This window comes from Collinsella sp. AM42-18AC, assembly GCF_003467965.1.
In the GTDB taxonomy this organism is placed as follows: Bacteria; Actinomycetota; Coriobacteriia; order Coriobacteriales; family Coriobacteriaceae; genus Collinsella.
Window position 1 is genome coordinate 34,384 of record NZ_QSFY01000016.1, and the last position, 16,171, is coordinate 50,554.

The window sequence follows — 16,171 nt, forward strand, 5'->3', positions numbered from 1 at the left end:
AGGAAACAGTTTACCGCAATAAAGCGCATCGTGCGTTTCCATATGGTTTCGTTGCGGCCGTTACCAGGCTCGCTGCCTAGGCGCCGATCTCGGGCAGCTCGGGAACATTGGTGTCGCCCGTGCGGTCGCCGATGCAGATCTGCCACAGCTCGGTCCAGGTGCCGTCGTCCTCGATCTTCTTAAGGAAGTCGTTGACAAAGGCGACGCCGTCGGAATCGAGCGGCAGGCCGATGCCATAGGGTTCCTTGCTGCCGAAGGGCTTGCCGGCGATCTTGTACTTACCGGGCTCGCGGACCAGGGCGCTCTGCTGCATGTTGTTATCGATGACGTAGGCGTCAACGCGACCCTGCTGGAGTGCCTGACGGGCCTCCTCGTCGGTCTTGAACTCCTGCTGGCTGGCCTTGGGAGCGAACTCCTCCAGGATGGCGGGGCCGTTGGAGCCGGACTGGACGGCGACGTTCTTGTCGGCCAGGTCGTCGACGCTCTTGATGTCGTCGTTATCGGCGAGCACCAGGATAGCCTGCTGGGTGTAGTAGTAGGGACCGGCAAAGGAGACGAGCTTCTTGCGCTCGTCAGTGATGGTGTAGGTGGCAAAGACGGCGTCGACCTGGCCGTTCTGCAGGACGGACTCGCGCGTGTCCGAGGTCACCTGGGTGATTTCGACCTTGTTCTCGCCCAGAATGTAGTTGGACAGGAGCTGTGCGATACCGGCGTCGAAGCCGCGGGTCTGACCGTCCTTCTCGTTGAGGAGGGAGAAGAGCGTGGAAGTCTGAACGCCACCGATCTTAAAGACCCCGGCGTCCTTGACGGCCGTCGCCCAGGTGCTGGCGTCGATGGCGTCGTCATCGGCCTTGGGGCCGTCGTTGACGAGCTTGTCGAATGCCTTGGCATCGAGCGTGGCGGAAACCTCGGTATCCTCGGAGCCCTTGGAGGAGCCGGCGGCGGAACCCTTGTCGGCCTCGGCGCTGGTGTCAGAGCAGCCGGCAAGACCAAGGCCGGCGACGGTTGCGAAGGTGGCGGCAACGAAGCCGCGGCGGTCGAGAACGACCTGCTGGGAGAGGTTCTTGCTCATGGTAGAACACCTTTCTCAATAAAATCCCTAGCGGTTGAGTAGAGTTATACCCCATCGCGCTCAAATGGGTCAACACGAAATAACACAGAAACATACTTACCTTATGGGTTATTCTACCTACCAAAAAGGGACAGGCACCTTTGTGGTGGTTCTTGCAGATGCAGCGGCATGCCTTGCTGTTTTGTCTCGATCTGTAACATCTGCAGCCATTTTTGCCGAGTAACTGTTACAGATTGAGATTTTCTCTTCAGGGGAATTCGAATGTCTCGATCTGTAACAGTTAGACGGCCAAAAGGTCTCTATCTGTTACAGATTGAGACAAAGGTCAGGGGCAAAGACGGTTTGTCTAGATCTGTAACAGTTAGACGGGAATTCGGGCCATAGATGTTACAGATTGAGATAATCGCGCCGCGAAAATAAAATCTCCGCAGGGGTGCTTCCCTTGCGGAGGTTTTTTACTCGTTGAGTAGCCTTACGGCCTCGGCGGCCATGTTCTCGACCGTCATGCCGTTCTGCGCGAGCAGTTCGTTGGGGTCGTAGCGGTCGGGGAAGCCCTTGGCGATGCCGAAGGTGCGCGTGCGCAACGGCGTGCATGCCAGATAACATGCCACGCGCTCGCCCCAGCCGCCGTCCAAGATACCGTCCTCGAGGGTGACGACAACGCGATGCTCGGCGGCAAGGCTGTCGAGGAACTCGCGGTCGAGCTCGGTTGCAAAGCGCGGGTTGACGAGTGTGGCCTCGATACCGTACTCGGCGGCCAAGCGGTTTGTCACGCGCTCGCCCAGCTCAAAGAAATCGCCAAGCGCGAGCACGGCCACGTCGCGTCCCTGGCGTACCACGTTGTAGCGAACGACGCTATAGTCGGTGTCTTCGGCGGGCGCAAGATCGGGGCGGCTTACCAAGCCAATGCCCGGCACACGGATCGCTACGGGATGCTCGCGGTGGTCGAGCGACCAGCTCAGCATGGACAGATATTCCTCCATGCAGGCCGGCGCCAAGTAGTGCATGTTGGGAAGACCGCCCAGCATGGAAATATCAAAGAACGAAAGGTGCGTCTCGGACGTGGTGCCAAAGATCGACGCGCCAAACACCAAGATGGTTGCGGGGGCGTCGTTGAGGCACAGGTCGTGCCACAGTTCGTCGTAGGCGCGCTGCAAAAACGTGCCGTACACGCCAAAGACCGGCTTGGCACCGGCGCTGGCGAGCGCGGTGGCAAAGGTGACGGCGTGTTCCTCGGCAATGCCCGCGTCGACAAACTGCTTGCCTGCCGCGGCGCGAAGCTCGGGTGTAAAGCCCATGATGTAGGGCGTGGCGGCCGTGATGCCCACGACCTGCGGATCGTGCTCGATGGCGGCGCTCAGGGCCTCGCCCGTAATGTCGGCATAGGTGCGCGGCGCAGGCTCGCTCGGATGGCCCGGGCAGAGCTTGCGTCCAGTTGCCATGTCAAACGGACCCACGTGGTGCCAACGCTCGGGATCGCTCTGGGCTGGCTCAAAGCCCTTGCCCTTGGCGGTGGAGACGTGCAGCACGATGGGATGATCGATATCGCGCAGCTCCTGCAACGCGTCGACCAGGGCCAACACATCGTTACCGGCGTCCAGATAGCGGTAGTCGAGTCCCATCGCGCGGAAAACGTTGCGCTCGCAGGTGCCGTTGCTGGCGCGTAGCTCGGCCAGATTGCGATACAGGCCACCGTGGTTCTCGGCGATGGACTGGTCGTTGTCATTGACGACGATGATCAAGTTGCTGTCGAGCTCGGCGGCATTGTTGAAGCCCTCAAACGCCAGACCGCCCGAAAGCGAACCGTCGCCAATGATGGTGATGACGTTGTACGCATCGCCCGCCAGGTCACGAGCGTGCGCCAAGCCGCAGCCCAGGCTCACCGATGTGGAGGTGTGGCCCATGGCGAACAGGTCGTGTTCGGACTCGTCGGGATTGGCAAAGCCAGAGGCCTCGCCGTAGCGTGCCGGGTCGATATAAGTGTACGCGCGCCCAGTCAGCGCCTTGTGGGCATAGGTCTGGTGCGACACGTCAAAGACAATTTTGTCGGTGGGGGAGTTAAACACGCGATGAAGCGCAACCGTAAGCTCAACGACGCCCAGGTTGGGGGCAACGTGCCCGCCGACGGCGGCGGAGCTTTCGAGGATGGCGTGGCGGATCTCGCCGCAGAGCAGCGGAAGCTCGGCGCGATCGAGAGCCTTGACGTCCTCGGGCGTTGTCGTTTGCGTAAGCAGCATCGTTGTGGGTTACTCCATGCGAATCGTGCGCCGGCACTCCCTCGGCCGGCACAATTGCACAAGACAGTCTCGCACATTTTGGCGTTTGATATGTGACGGCGGCGCGGTAATTCGCCAACTGGTGGGGCAAAACGTTTTGTCCGATGCCATACTGATAAGTTCCATGATGATTTTATTCATTGCGTGCAGGCTGTGGCTTGCCGCCGAGCGCCGCCGGAAGGAGGCCGCATGTCCGATACCGTTCGTGCCGAGAAAATCGCGTGCGAAGTAGACCATGCTGCCCGTCAACTGGCACAGGCGGGCCGTCTGGACCTGACGCGCGAGTTTATCCAGCATGGCGATGTGACGGTGTATACGCATGTGACCTCGGTGGCGCGGGCAAGTCTGTCCTTTGCCGAGCGCCTGGGCCGCGTCGGTATCTCCGTCGACCGCTTGTCGCTGCTGCGCGGGGCCCTGCTGCACGATTACTTTCTCTATGACTGGCACGATCCCGACCCAAGCCATCGACTGCATGGCTTTCGGCATCCGTTTTTTGCCCTGGCGCGTGCCGAAGAGGATTTTGAGCTGACGTCGCGCGAGCGGAATATCATCGCGCGCCATATGTTTCCGCTGGTACCGGTGCCGCCGACGTGTCGCGAGGCATGGATTGTGTGCCTGGCGGATAAATGGTGCGCGCTGCGCGAGACGATTACCGGCCGTCTGCCGCGCAAAGACAGGGCGGACGATGACGTGAGCAGCGAATCGAACGAAAAGAGGAGAGGGTAGACGGTGGGAACCGCGATCGACATGGCTTTTGGCGGCGCGACGCTTGCCGCCTGTCCACTCTCGGCACTGGTGCTCTCGTTTGCCTTTTACGGGTTTTGCGGCTGGGCGTGGGAGTCGACGGTTTGCGCCATGCTCAATCACGGACGATTTGCCAACAGTGGCTTTTTGCTGGGGCCGTGTTGCCCTATCTATGGTGTGGGTGGCATAGCCTGTTGGCTTTTGCTGCGCGGGATTCCGGATGCCTCGAGCCAGTTTGTTGCCGCGGCGCTCGTATGCAGCTTGATTGAGTACAGCGTAGGCGTATTGTTGGAAAAAACAACAGGCGCGCGCTTTTGGGATTACTCGCACCTGCCGTTTAATTTGCATGGACGCATCTGTCTGTACTGGGCCTGCGCGTTTGGCCTGGGTGCGCTGTGCATTTGCCGTTTAGTGGAGCCGGCATTGCTGGGGCTGCTTGGCCATCTGCCGGTGCTGATTGTGCGGCTGTCCGCCTTTATCGTCGCGGTCGCGATGATGGTCGATGCGGTGTGCTCGTTGGCCAGCTGGCGCCGCCTGTCCGATGAGCTGGAGCGTGTGCGTGCCGACCTTGCCGACCGCATCAATGAGTCGCTTGCCGATGCCTCCGACTCTATGCTCGAACGTATTCCCGATTCGGCGATCGATTCGGTGGCGCAGACGCATATCCGCGGTCGCGCCGTTAACGCGTGGCTGGCCGAGCTGGGCGACGCGGCGCTCGATGCCCTGCGCGAGAAGGCTTCGATGCCGACATTTATCTCGGATGGTGCTCGCGGCCTGGCGCTCGCTGCCCGCCGCGTGGCCGATGCCGCGCCGAGCATGCCGCGTCCGTCGCTCAGTCGTCGCCTTGCCGGCAAGCGCATGAGCCGTCCGGTGCCGAGCGTGTCGCTCAGCCGCCGCGACCTACGCTTCTTTAACGCCTTCCCGCGTCTGCACATCAATCGCTACGAGGGCGTCATCCGAGCTACCGACCTCCGCGACCGAGCCCGCGAGCTGTTCCGGCGCTAGCCGGGACGGGGCCAAGCGCGCCCTTCTCGTTCGCCCGTTTCCCGTTCGTTTCGCGCCCGTTGCCGCGCCGTTTCCAAGATTGCGGCACCGTTTCCATTCGACAACGCAGCGTTTAACAACGCCGTATCTGGTCTACACCAGTTGCCCCTCGGCCGCATTATGGGCGCCGACAACGTCCATGCGACCAAGGGGGAGCGAATGTACGATACGGGATCGACAACGTTTATGCTCATCTGCACCATGCTCGTGTTTTTAATGACACCGGGCCTGGCGTTTTTCTATGGCGGCCTGTCCAGGCGCAAAAATGTCATCAACACCATGCTTATGTGCTTTGGCGCCATTGGCCTGGTTGGTGTGCTGTGGATTGTTGCTGGCTGGTCGCTGGCCTACGGCGGCGACGGCTCCAGTCCGTTTATTGGAGGCCTTGACCAGCTGCTGTGCCTGCCGGTGCTCCACCAGGTGCTGCAGGCGGCCGAGGGCAATGCCGCGGACGGTGCCGTCTACCCTCAGATCATCAACATCGCCTTCCAGATGGCGTTTGCCATGATCACGGCCGCTATCGTCACGGGCAGCCTGGCCGGTCGCGTTAAGTTCGGTGCCATGACGGCCTTCCTGGGCATTTGGCTACTCGTGGTCTATGCGCCGCTCGCCCACATGGTTTGGGGCGGCGATGGCTCCTTTATCGGCGACATCATCGGCGCACTCGACTTTGCTGGCGGCGACGTGGTGCACATTTCGTCTGGTCTTACCGGCCTGATCCTCTGCTTAATGCTCGGCCGTCGTCGCGGCTTTGGCATGGTGAGCTATCGTCCGCATAACGTGCCGTTTGTGGCGCTGGGCGCCGGCCTGCTTTGGTTTGGCTGGTTTGGCTTTAACGGCGGCAGCGAGTTTAAGGCCGACGCCGTGGCGGCGCTCGCCATCCTCAACACCGTGACGGCCAGCGCGGCGGGCATGGTCTCGTGGCTTGCCGTCGAGCGCGTGCACACCGGTCGCCCCACGCTGGTGGGTGCCAGCACCGGTCTGGTTGCGGGCCTGGTGGTGGTTACGCCCGGCGCAGGCTTTGTCGAGCCGTGGGCGGCGCTGGTCATGGGCTTGATCGTATCGCCTGTCTGCTACCTGGCTATCAGCCATCTTAAGACCAAGTTTGGCTACGACGATGCGCTCGACGCGTTCGGTTGCCACGGCATTGGCGGCATCTTGGGCGGCGTGCTCACGGGCCTGTTCTGTGTGCCGGAGCTTTCGTGGACCGGTAAGGGTGGCCTGTTCTACACGGGCGACGTGTCGCTGCTCATCTCGCAGATTTTAGGCATTGTGGTGACGGTCGCTATTGTGCTGGTGCTCGATTTGTTGATCGCCGCGGTGGTCAAGGCGCTGTTCCACGGTAGCCTGCGCGTGGACGAGGCCGACGAGGCACTGGGCTTGGATGCGAGCCAGCACGGTGAGAGCGCCTATCCTTCGTTTAGTGGTCTGGACTAACAGTTTCAAACGTTCTGTCAGACCAACTCTTAAAGAGAGGAATTCACTATGAAGAAGATCACGGCAATCGTTCGTGCTGAGAAGCTTGAGGTTCTTAAAGACGCGCTGTTTGCTGCTGATGTTCGCGGCATGACTATCAACCAGGTGCAGGGCTGCGGCGCACAGCATGGCTGGAAGGAATACGTGCGCGGCAACGAGTTGCTTGTCAACACGATCCCTAAGGTGCAGTTCACCCTTATCTGCGCTGATGAACATGTCGATGGCATTGTCGACATCATCTGCAACGCCGCCCGCACCGGTGCCGTTGGAGACGGCAAGATTTGGGTCGAGCCGGTCGAGGATGTTATCCGCATCCGTACCGGCGAACACGGCCCCGCCGCGGTGTAGAATCGACCGTCTGCCATCCGCAACGTTAAAATGCTGCAATGAGGCACAAGGCTTGCGTTGCGGATGGGCGGATTATGGGTCGCAATAAATATCCCGAGGAGACGGTCGCGAAGATTCTCGACGCGGCACTGGAGCTATTCTGCGCACAGGGTTATGAGGGGACGAGCATTCAAGATATCGTTGACCGTCTCGATGGTATGACCAAGGGCGCTGTCTATCATCACTTCAAGAGCAAAGAAGAGATTTTCAACGCCGCGTTTGATCGGGCGATGACTCCGATTGTTGAGCGCCGCCGCTCGATGCTTGGCGTCGGTAATATGACCGGAGCCCAAAAGCTCAAGCGACTGTACGCTCCCGAGTCCGTTGTTCCACAAATTGAGCTATGGGCACGTATGCGTCCTGCAGCAGATCCGGTAAAAAGCTCGCGCCTACTGGCGATGCAGTACCAGGGCTCATTTGACGAGTCGGCCGATGGCTGTCTCTTGCCAGTGATCGAGGAGGGCATCGCCGACGGATCCATTGCGTGCGAATGCCCGCGCGAAGCGGCAGAGGCCGTATCGTTGCTGGCGAATCTCTGGTTGCTGCCACTGTTTCGTCCGCTTGAACCCAAGGATCGAATGCTCGCTCGCGCTCAATGTTTGGCGCAGATGGCCTCTGCGGTGGGACTCGATTTGGGCGAGGAAGTGCTCCAGACAACGGCGCAGATTTGGGACGTATGGGACTGCGCCGGGTGGTAATATAGATACCAACGGTATGTAATTGATTTGTGAGGGTAGCCACGGCTGCCCTTTTCAAGTCATTAAATACATACTAGTGGTATGTATAGGGGGTGGGCTTATGGCTGGGCTGAGAGACGTCGGTGTCTCGTTGAAATCAAAAACAGTGCGGTCAATCAGGCTCGCGGAACTTCTGGTTGCGCAGCTGTGCACGTATTCGATGCTGTCGGCGCGGTGCTTTGCGTATCCACTTTACTTGTTCGATCGCAGTGGATCGTCAACGTTATATGGCGTCGTCGCGGCGATAGCGTTCATACCCGGCGTACTTGCAACTCCGGCTGGCGGAATCTTGGCGGATAGGGGAAGACATCTCGAGCGAAAGCGGACCCTCGGCATTGCTCTGATGACTGCATCACTGCTGTCTATCCCCATGAAGCGCTCGTTGCCTCTTGCGGTCGTCGTAGTAGCGATACTTTGTGTTCAATATGGTGTTCAATCGCTGCTAAAGCCAATGCTCCAAATTGAGACGGTGCGCATGGCGGGTGAAAAGAAGGTTGAGCGGGCCACTGCATTGGTTTCGCAGGTGACCATGGTGAGCAATATCTTGGGTCCTGTGGTCGGGACGGCAGTCTATGGGTGCTTTGGCATCGATGCTCTTTGCACAATCGCGTCGGTAACGTTTGCGATTTCAGCTCTGTTGTTTGGTGGCGTACTCAAGCAAAATGCCTCATCTGAAACGATGGGAGACGGCGCGACTCGCACGACATGCCGAAACGATTTTCGGGAGTCGATTCGGTATCTGTTGCAAAATGCATCATTGGTTGCTGTGATTTTGCTTGCGGCCGTTTTGAACCTTGCGTTGGTTGGGCTAACGATTGGCGCTCCCATTATTGTTACAAAGCATCTCGGCATGCAATCGTCCTGCGTTGGGATAGTTGAGGTTGCTCTGGGCTTGGGTGGTCTTACCGGCAGTGGCTTGGTCGGCATTTGGCCGCATCGCTTTTCTTTCAATGGCATATGTCGATATGTTGCGATGATCTGTTTTGGAGTCGCGCCGATCATTGTCGCGCTATTGTGCGGCACTGATGTATGTGCGTTCGCCGTGTTTGCAGTTGGTTCGGCATGGGTCATGGTGTGGGCAAGCATTGCGTCGGTTGAAATCATCGCGTTTGTTCAGCGGGCAGCGCCGACTGAGCTCTGCGGAAAAGTGCTTTCGGTCGTTTACATGGTCCTTTCCTGCGCAACGCCTATCGGCCAATTGACGTACGGGGCTGCATATGATCGATGGACACCGGCGATTGTATTCGCAGCCATGTTGGCGGTGCTGACGTTGATGACGGCTCTGTTTTATCGGCTGAAAAATCGATTGCGGCGATTGTCTTAACGCGCTGGGGCACCGTGAATTTGTGAAGGCGGTGGTACGCCGCGCCGGGACGGCATTGTTTGGACATGCCTCTCCTTCGTCTACAATATCGGGCAGACGAAGGAGAGGCATGTCCATGATCAAGATGTTCGCGAGTGACTTAGACGGAACGCTGCTGAACGCCCTGCACGAGGCGGATGGGACCATCCGCCGCGCCATTCGCGAGCTGACTGAGGCTGGCCTGCACGTGGTTCCCGCGACTGGACGATCGACGTTGCCGATCGGCGAGCATGGCTTTACGGGCCTGGCGCTTGACGCCTGCTGCTCCAATGGATCCATCGTGCGCGACAGCCATGGCGAGGTGCTCAAGACTTGGACCATCGATCCGCAGGTCACTGAGGAACTGCTCAAGGCGTTCCCGGACATTTGCTTTGATTGTTCCACGCCCGATGGCATGTACTCGAGCGGTTCGTTCGAGATGCATCAGGCGGGCTTTAAAAAGGACAGCCCCATCAAGCGTATTGTGATGCGCGGCATGCGTGCGCGCGGTGGGTATCACGAGGAGCAGTATTTCGACCAGTCGATCGGTGACATCCTGCGCCACGATGTATGCAAGATCAATTGTCGCGTGACCTCGCCCGAGCTGGAGCGTGACCTTAAGGCCTATCTTGCCGAACGCTCGGACCATGTGGTCAACGCGCCGTTCGATCCGGTGATGTTCGAGATCACGGACGTGGCGTGCAACAAGGGCGAGAGTGTGGCCTGGCTGGCGGGCTACTACGGTATTGCCGAGGACGAGGTCGCGGTCTACGGCGACGGCGGCAACGACATCGCCATGCTCAAGCGTTTCCGCCACAGCTATGCGACCAAAAACGCTAGCGATGCAGCTAAGGCTGCTGCGAGCGCAACTATCGGCAGCTGCATGGTCCACGCCGTCCCCAAACACATGCTCGCCACCATGCATAAGCAGAGCTCCCGCACCATCATTGAATAATGTGACAAAGGGACTGTCCCTTTGTCACAGTGGGGACTAGCTTCTTTAAACACGAACATATATTCGCATATTTAACTGCGCTTTGATAGAATTGTTGCTGTTGGCGGCAGTTCCATGTGCCGGGCAGCGCCCTCCATCTGATGGGAGGTGATGCCCATGACCGATTTGATTGATTTCGTGAGGCTCCTGACCGCATTGGTCTCGCTTCTTACGACGCTTATCGGACTTTCCGAGGCACTCAAGCAACGCTCGAAGCAACGAAAGAGGGGTCGCCGCCGCTAAGGCGTTGACCCCTTAATCCACGCAACGGCGCTGCCCAGCTTTGCAGAACTTGGGCTGCCGTCGACACCATTCTACCCACGAATGACATTTTGGACAATCGGCAATGTCGCTTCTAAAAGCTGAGCGCAACCTAATGTGACAAAAAGACAGTCCCTTTGTCACATCCCAAATATTGCCTTTACGTGTTGATACACACGGTGTGCAATAATACTCGCACTGTGCAATAGCGCACAGGTTGAGTAACAAGGAGGGCGCTTGTCCCAGCTCGAGAAATGCGATCGCCGGTCCCTTCGCTCGCAGCGTGCCCTTCGCCAGGCACTTGCCAGCGAGCTTGCCGAAAGCGGCGACCTTTCGCGCATTAATGTCGCGTCGCTCACCGAGCGTGCTGGCCTTACGCGCCGCACGTTCTATTCGCACTATCGCGATATTCCCGACTTTATCAATCAAATCGAGGACGGCTTGCTGGCCGAGATCCGTGAGCGCATTGAGCTCATCACCGCAGCTCAGCTGCCCGATCTCTATCACAACATCGATGAGCTCGAGCCGGCGCCCGGTTCGGTTGAGCTGCTGCGTTATCTTGCGGCCAACCGCGACTTAATCGGTGCGCTGCTGGGTCCGGGTGGCGACCAGGCCTTCATTAAAAGGATTATCGACACCGCGCGTGAGGCTGTGGTGCCGCGTGCGCAGACGGGCATTTTGGGCCTGGCGCTGGGCACGTTCTTTGACTACTACGTCACCTACGTCGTGAGTGCCGAGGTCGGCATGATTCAGCGCTGGTTTGAGCGTGACCTTTCCGAATCGCCCGAGGCCATGGCGCGCATCATGACGGTTATCGCCTTTGTGCGCCCCGGCGACCTGTATGGCCAACCCATCGATATCAATGTGCCGGAATACGGCATGAAGCTATTGAACTTGCAGCTCGAGGACGCGGCCGACACCGCCGCAACCGTCGAGTCCAACAACTAAGAGGAGAGACAGATGAGCAAACTCGTCGAGGGCATCAAGGACCGTATGGTTGCTGCCGCGCGCGAGGCCGCGCCCGCCGTGGTGGACGCCGCGCAGAAGGCCGCGACCGCGGCTGCCGAGAAAGTTGCCGAGGTAGTTGCCGATGCCAAGAACACGGCAGGGGAGACGTCCATCGCTAGCGAGCCCGCCACCGCCGCTGAGCCCGTAGCCGCCGCCCACGCCCCCGAAGGCGCGATCTTCAACCCCGAGGCCGCCCGCGGCAACCTGCACCTGGGCATCGACGTGGGCTCCACCACCGTTAAGCTCGCCGTGCTCAACGACGACAACCAGATCGTCTACGCCAAGTACCAGCGTCATCACACCGATGTCCGCGCTTGCGCCCGCGACCTGTTTGCGGGCGCTGCGACCGTGCTGCCGACGGCCCAGATGACCTGCGCCATTACCGGCTCGGGCGGCCTGCTGCTGTCCCAGTGGCTCGACCTGGAGTTTGTCCAGGAGGTCATCGCCAGCAAACGCGCCGTCGAGACCCTCATCCCGGCCACCGACGTCGCCATCGAGCTGGGCGGCGAGGACGCCAAGATCATCTACTTTGACAACGGTATCGAGCAGCGCATGAACGGCACCTGCGCCGGCGGCACGGGCGCCTTCATCGATCAGATGGCCACCCTGCTGCACACCGATGCCAGCGGCCTCAACGAGCTCGCGACCAACGCCACCACCATCTATCCCATCGCCAGCCGCTGCGGCGTCTTTGCCAAGACCGACGTTCAGCCGCTGCTCAACGAGGGCGCCCGCCCCGAGGACGTGGCTGCCTCCATTTTCCAGGCCGTCGTGACGCAGACCATCTCGGGCCTCGCCTGCGGCCGTCCCATCCGCGGCAACGTCGCCTTCCTGGGCGGCCCGCTGCAGTACCTCTCCGAGCTGCGCCACCGCTTCTACCTCACGCTCAACCTGGACGAGGAGCACCGCATCGTGCCCCAAAACGCCCACCTGTTTGTGGCGAGCGGCGCCGCCATGGCGCACGAGTCCAACAAGCTCAGCACGTTCCCGCAGCTCATCGAGGCTATCGACAGCTTGGGCGACACGCAGGGTGCTGAGGTCGAGCGCCTGGATCCGCTCTTTGCCACCGACGAGGACTTTGCCGAGTTCAAGGGTCGCCACGACCAGGAAGTCGTCCCCAAGGGCAAGCTCGACGGCTACACCGGCCGCGTGTTCATCGGTATCGACGCCGGCTCCACCACCATGAAGGCCGCGCTCGTGGGCGAGGACGGCCAGCTGTTGCACACCTGGTACGGCAACAACAACGGCGACATCCTGGGCACGGCCAAGGTCATCATGGCCGATTTCTACAACCACATCCCCGCCGGCTGTACCATCGGCCACGTGACCACCACGGGCTACGGCGAGGCGCTGCTCATCGAGGCCCTCAAGGCCGACTCCGGCGAGATCGAGACCGTTGCGCACCTGCGTGGCGCCAAGGCATTCCTGCCCGGCGTCGAGTTCATCCTGGACATCGGCGGCCAGGACATGAAGTGTCTGCGCGTTAAGGACGGCGTCATCGAGCACATCATGCTCAACGAGGCCTGCTCATCGGGCTGCGGCAGCTTTATCGAGAGCTTCGCCGTGTCTATGAACATGGACGTGCGCGCGTTTGCCGATGCCGCCATCCATGCCAAGGCCCCCGTCGACCTGGGCAGTCGCTGCACGGTCTTTATGAACTCGCGCGTCAAGCAGGCGCAAAAGGAAGGTGCCACGGTGGGCGACATCGCGGCCGGCCTGTCCTATTCCGTCATCAAGAATGCCCTGTTCAAGGTCATTAAGCTGCGCGACCCCAAGGAGATCGGCAGCCAGGTGATCGTTCAGGGCGGCACCTTTATGTCCGACGCCACGTTGCGCGCGTTTGAGCAGCTCACCGGCGTTCATGCCGTGCGTCCCGACATCGCCGGCTGCATGGGCGCCTATGGTGCGGCCCTGCTCGCCCGCGATCGCGCCGGCGCCGACGGCACCTCGACCATCCTTTCGGCCGAGGACATCGCGCACCTCACCGTGACGCAAAAGCATGTCCGCTGCGGCCGCTGCTCCAACAACTGCCAGCTCACCGTCAACGACTTTGGCGGCGGCAGGCGCTTCATTACCGGTAACCGCTGCGAGAAGGGTGCCGGCCACAAAAAGCAAAAGACCGAGGCGCCCAACCTCTTCAAAAAGAAGAACGATCTGCTCTTTAACCGCGAGGTGCTGAGCCCCGACGAGGCCCCGCGCGGCACCGTCGGCATCCCGCGCGCGCTCAACATGTACGAGAACTACCCCTTCTGGCACGCGTTCTTTACGCGCTTGGGCTTTAGCGTGCAGCTGTCCGACCAGTCGAGCAAAAAGACCTACCAGGCGGGCATCGAGTCCATGCCGTCCGAGAGCGTGTGCTACCCGGCAAAGATGAGCCACGGCCACGTTATGAACCTCATCGACCGCGATGTCGACTTTATCTGGATGCCGTGCGTGCGCTGGGAGCGCAAGGAGGACCCGACGGCCGGTAACTGCTACAACTGCCCCATCGTCATGAGCTACCCCACGGCGTTGGCGCTCAATATCGATGAGATTCGCGAGCAGAATATCGAGTTCCTGTACCCGTTTGTGCCCTATCATGACAAGACCGAGCTCAAGCGCCGTCTGTACCAGGTGCTCGCCGTCGACCGTGTGGCCGATGCGCAAGCCGGTCGCGGTCGCGTGCGTGGGCCCAAGATCACGCGTTCCGAGGTCGATGCCGCCGTCAACGCTGCCTTTGAGGCCGATGCGCGTTTCCACGAGGACATCCAGACCATGGGTGAGGAGGCTCTTAAGTGGGTTGAGGGCCACGGCGGCCACGGCATTGTGCTCGCCGGTCGCCCTTACCACAACGATCCCGAGATCAACCACGCCCTGCCCGAACTCATCTCGAGCTTTGGCTTTGCGGTCTTTACCGAGGATTCGCTCGCGCATCTCGTGAAGCCCGAGCGCCCCATCCGCGTCGTCGACCAGTGGATGTACCACAGCCGCCTGTACGCCGTCGCCCGTTTTGTGACGATGCGCAACGATCTGGACCTGATCCAGCTCAACTCTTTCGGCTGCGGCCTCGATGCCCTGACCACCGATCAGGTGCAGGAGATTCTGGAAGCCAGCGGCAAGATCTACACCGTGCTCAAGATCGACGAGGTATCCAACCTGGGTGCCGCGCGCATTCGCATCCGCTCGCTCATGGCCGCGCTTAAGGACCAGGAGGCCGAGCGTCTGGCCGAGGCAACCGCTGCGGGCGAGGCCTACGAGCAGGGCGATGCCGCGCCGGTGGCTCCCTCCACGGATGCCCCCGCGTTCGCGAGCCGCAAGTACACGTTCGAGGCCCAGCGTGAGAGTGCCTCGACCGCGTGGCCCAAGGTGCCCTTTACCGAGCAGATGCGCGACGAGGGCTACACCATCCTGTGCCCGCAGATGGCGCCGATCCACTTCGACCTGGTCAAAGAGGTGTTCCGCGGTGCCGGCTACAACCTGGAGCTGCTGCCCTCGACCGATCACGACGCCGTCGAGGCCGGTCTGCGCTACGTGAACAACGACATTTGCTACCCGTCGATTCTGGTGACGGGCCAGATTATGGAGGCCATCGAGAGCGGCAGGTACGATCTGTCCAAGACGGCCGTGGTCATCAGCCAGACCGGTGGCGGCTGCCGAGCTACCAACTACATCGCGCTCATCCGCAAGGCCCTGCGCGAGAGCGGTCACCCCGAGATTCCCGTAATCTCGCTTTCGGCCGTGGCGCTCGGCGAGGACAACCCCGGCTTTAAGCTGACACCGGCCCTGCTTAAGCAGGCTGTGTACGCGGTGCTCTTTGGTGACGTGATGATGCAGATGCTCTACCGCTGCCGCCCGTACGAGGCCACGCCCGGTGCTGCCAACGCGCTCTACGAGGAGTACATGGCGCGCGCCCGCAAGCTGGCGCCCAAGTTCAACCGCCACAACTACACCAAGCTGTGCCGCGAGGCCATCCGCGCGTTCGATACTATGCCGCTCGTGGGCGAGGGTACCAAGCCGCGCGTGGGCGTGGTCGGCGAGATCTTGGTCAAGTTCCACCCCACAGCCAACAACCACGTGGTAGATGTCATCGAGCGCGAGGGCTGCGAGGCCGTGGTGCCGGGCCTGCTCGACTTCTTCCTGTACTCCATGAGTAATGCCGAGCTGCAGAAGGACGAGCTGGGAAGCTCTGCTACCACGCGCGCTGGTATGCAGGCGCTCATCAAGCTCGTGGACTGGATGCGTACGCCGGTGGAGGAGATGCTCGAAAAGTCCCGACGCTTTGAGGCGCCCGAGCGCATCGGCACCATGGCCGACAAGGCCCGCACGGTGCTTTCGGTGTGCAACAACATGGGCGAGGGCTGGCTGCTCACGGCCGAGATGCTCGATCTGATTGACCACGGTGCGCCCAACATCATCTGCACGCAGCCCTTCGCGTGCCTGCCCAACCACGTGGTGGGCAAGGCCGTGATCAAGGAACTGCGCCGTCAGCACCCCGAGAGCAACATTGTCGCGGTGGACTACGACCCCGGTGCATCCGAGGTCAACCAGCTCAACCGTATTAAGCTCATGATCAGTGTGGCCAAGGAGAACATGCGCGCCGGTAAGGGCTTTAAGCTCGAGAAGGTGGCGCCGCTCGCGATGGACGAGGTCACCGGCCAGATGCGCGCCCACGATGGCTGTGTGAGCTGCGGGCCGGCCAGCGAGGAGGCCGTGGCATCGGTCGCCGAGCGCCTGGGACGCGACATTAAGAAGTAACTGGCCTGCTTTGTGCTGGATATGAGACAAACGGGTGGTAGCCGTACCGGCTGCCACCCGTTTTTATTAAAGGCTTTAGCCTGTGCGGGGCGCGCA

At 60.7% G+C, this 16,171-nt stretch carries 12 protein-coding genes; 10 read left to right on the top strand and 2 right to left on the bottom strand.

Annotation, left to right across the window (positions count from 1 at the left end; translation table 11 throughout):
* Positions 1–76 precede the first annotated feature (76 nt).
* Both DW913_RS08845 and DW913_RS08850 read right to left on the bottom strand, forming a co-directional pair.
* On the bottom strand, positions 77–1,072 hold the full coding sequence (locus DW913_RS08845; protein WP_117798269.1) for a glutamate ABC transporter substrate-binding protein: 996 nt from the start codon (positions 1,070–1,072) through the stop codon (positions 77–79).
* Between the two features lie 455 nt (positions 1,073–1,527).
* The gene (locus DW913_RS08850; RefSeq protein WP_117798270.1) at positions 1,528–3,309 is read right to left on the bottom strand and encodes a 1-deoxy-D-xylulose-5-phosphate synthase; all 1,782 of its coding nucleotides are present in this window, start codon (positions 3,307–3,309) and stop codon (positions 1,528–1,530) included.
* A gap of 228 nt (positions 3,310–3,537) precedes the next feature.
* Between DW913_RS08850 and DW913_RS08855 the strand changes: the two genes are divergently transcribed.
* The 10 genes from DW913_RS08855 (at position 3,538) to DW913_RS08895 (ending at position 16,075) form a co-directional block, all read left to right on the top strand.
* Entirely contained in the window at positions 3,538–4,074 is a 537-nt protein-coding gene (locus DW913_RS08855; RefSeq protein ID WP_117798271.1) for an HD domain-containing protein, read from the top strand.
* A gap of 3 nt (positions 4,075–4,077) precedes the next feature.
* Positions 4,078–5,097 (top strand): putative ABC transporter permease, encoded by a 1,020-nt coding sequence (locus DW913_RS08860; protein WP_233542041.1) that lies wholly within the window; start codon positions 4,078–4,080, stop codon positions 5,095–5,097.
* A gap of 198 nt (positions 5,098–5,295) precedes the next feature.
* On the top strand, positions 5,296–6,573 hold the full coding sequence (locus tag DW913_RS08865; protein WP_117798272.1) for an ammonium transporter: 1,278 nt from the start codon (positions 5,296–5,298) through the stop codon (positions 6,571–6,573).
* Between the two features lie 48 nt (positions 6,574–6,621).
* Positions 6,622–6,960 carry a P-II family nitrogen regulator gene (locus DW913_RS08870; RefSeq protein ID WP_117775909.1) on the top strand — a complete coding sequence of 113 codons (339 nt, stop codon included), beginning with the start codon at positions 6,622–6,624 and terminating at the stop codon, positions 6,958–6,960.
* 74 nt (positions 6,961–7,034) lie between these two features.
* The gene (locus DW913_RS08875; RefSeq protein ID WP_158551295.1) at positions 7,035–7,697 is read left to right on the top strand and encodes a TetR/AcrR family transcriptional regulator; all 663 of its coding nucleotides are present in this window, start codon (positions 7,035–7,037) and stop codon (positions 7,695–7,697) included.
* Between the two features lie 100 nt (positions 7,698–7,797).
* Positions 7,798–9,060 carry an MFS transporter gene (locus DW913_RS08880; RefSeq protein ID WP_117798274.1) on the top strand — a complete coding sequence of 421 codons (1,263 nt, stop codon included), beginning with the start codon at positions 7,798–7,800 and terminating at the stop codon, positions 9,058–9,060.
* A gap of 109 nt (positions 9,061–9,169) precedes the next feature.
* Entirely contained in the window at positions 9,170–10,033 is an 864-nt protein-coding gene (locus DW913_RS08885) for an HAD-IIB family hydrolase (RefSeq protein WP_233503174.1), read from the top strand.
* Between the two features lie 156 nt (positions 10,034–10,189).
* The gene (locus tag DW913_RS10220) at positions 10,190–10,315 is read left to right on the top strand and encodes a hypothetical protein (protein ID WP_255413571.1); all 126 of its coding nucleotides are present in this window, start codon (positions 10,190–10,192) and stop codon (positions 10,313–10,315) included.
* 255 nt (positions 10,316–10,570) lie between these two features.
* Positions 10,571–11,281 (top strand): TetR/AcrR family transcriptional regulator, encoded by a 711-nt coding sequence (locus DW913_RS08890; protein WP_117736137.1) that lies wholly within the window; start codon positions 10,571–10,573, stop codon positions 11,279–11,281.
* A gap of 12 nt (positions 11,282–11,293) precedes the next feature.
* Positions 11,294–16,075 (top strand): 2-hydroxyacyl-CoA dehydratase, encoded by a 4,782-nt coding sequence (locus DW913_RS08895; protein WP_117798275.1) that lies wholly within the window; start codon positions 11,294–11,296, stop codon positions 16,073–16,075.
* The last annotated feature ends 96 nt before the right edge of the window (positions 16,076–16,171 follow it).

Excerpts from the sequence above, each read along its gene's own strand:
- DW913_RS08845 (WP_117798269.1), bottom strand. The coding sequence starts at position 1,072 with ATGAGCAAGAACCTCTCCCAGCAGGTCGTTCTCGACCGCCGCGGCTTC.
- DW913_RS08850 (WP_117798270.1), bottom strand. The coding sequence starts at position 3,309 with ATGCTGCTTACGCAAACGACAACGCCCGAGGACGTCAAGGCTCTCGAT.
- DW913_RS08855 (WP_117798271.1), top strand. The coding sequence starts at position 3,538 with ATGTCCGATACCGTTCGTGCCGAGAAAATCGCGTGCGAAGTAGACCAT.
- DW913_RS08865 (WP_117798272.1), top strand. The coding sequence starts at position 5,296 with ATGTACGATACGGGATCGACAACGTTTATGCTCATCTGCACCATGCTC.
- DW913_RS08870 (WP_117775909.1), top strand. The coding sequence starts at position 6,622 with ATGAAGAAGATCACGGCAATCGTTCGTGCTGAGAAGCTTGAGGTTCTT.
- DW913_RS08875 (WP_158551295.1), top strand. The coding sequence starts at position 7,035 with ATGGGTCGCAATAAATATCCCGAGGAGACGGTCGCGAAGATTCTCGAC.
- DW913_RS08880 (WP_117798274.1), top strand. The coding sequence starts at position 7,798 with ATGGCTGGGCTGAGAGACGTCGGTGTCTCGTTGAAATCAAAAACAGTG.
- DW913_RS08885 (WP_233503174.1), top strand. The coding sequence starts at position 9,170 with ATGTCCATGATCAAGATGTTCGCGAGTGACTTAGACGGAACGCTGCTG.
- DW913_RS10220 (WP_255413571.1), top strand. The coding sequence starts at position 10,190 with ATGACCGATTTGATTGATTTCGTGAGGCTCCTGACCGCATTGGTCTCG.
- DW913_RS08895 (WP_117798275.1), top strand. The coding sequence starts at position 11,294 with ATGAGCAAACTCGTCGAGGGCATCAAGGACCGTATGGTTGCTGCCGCG.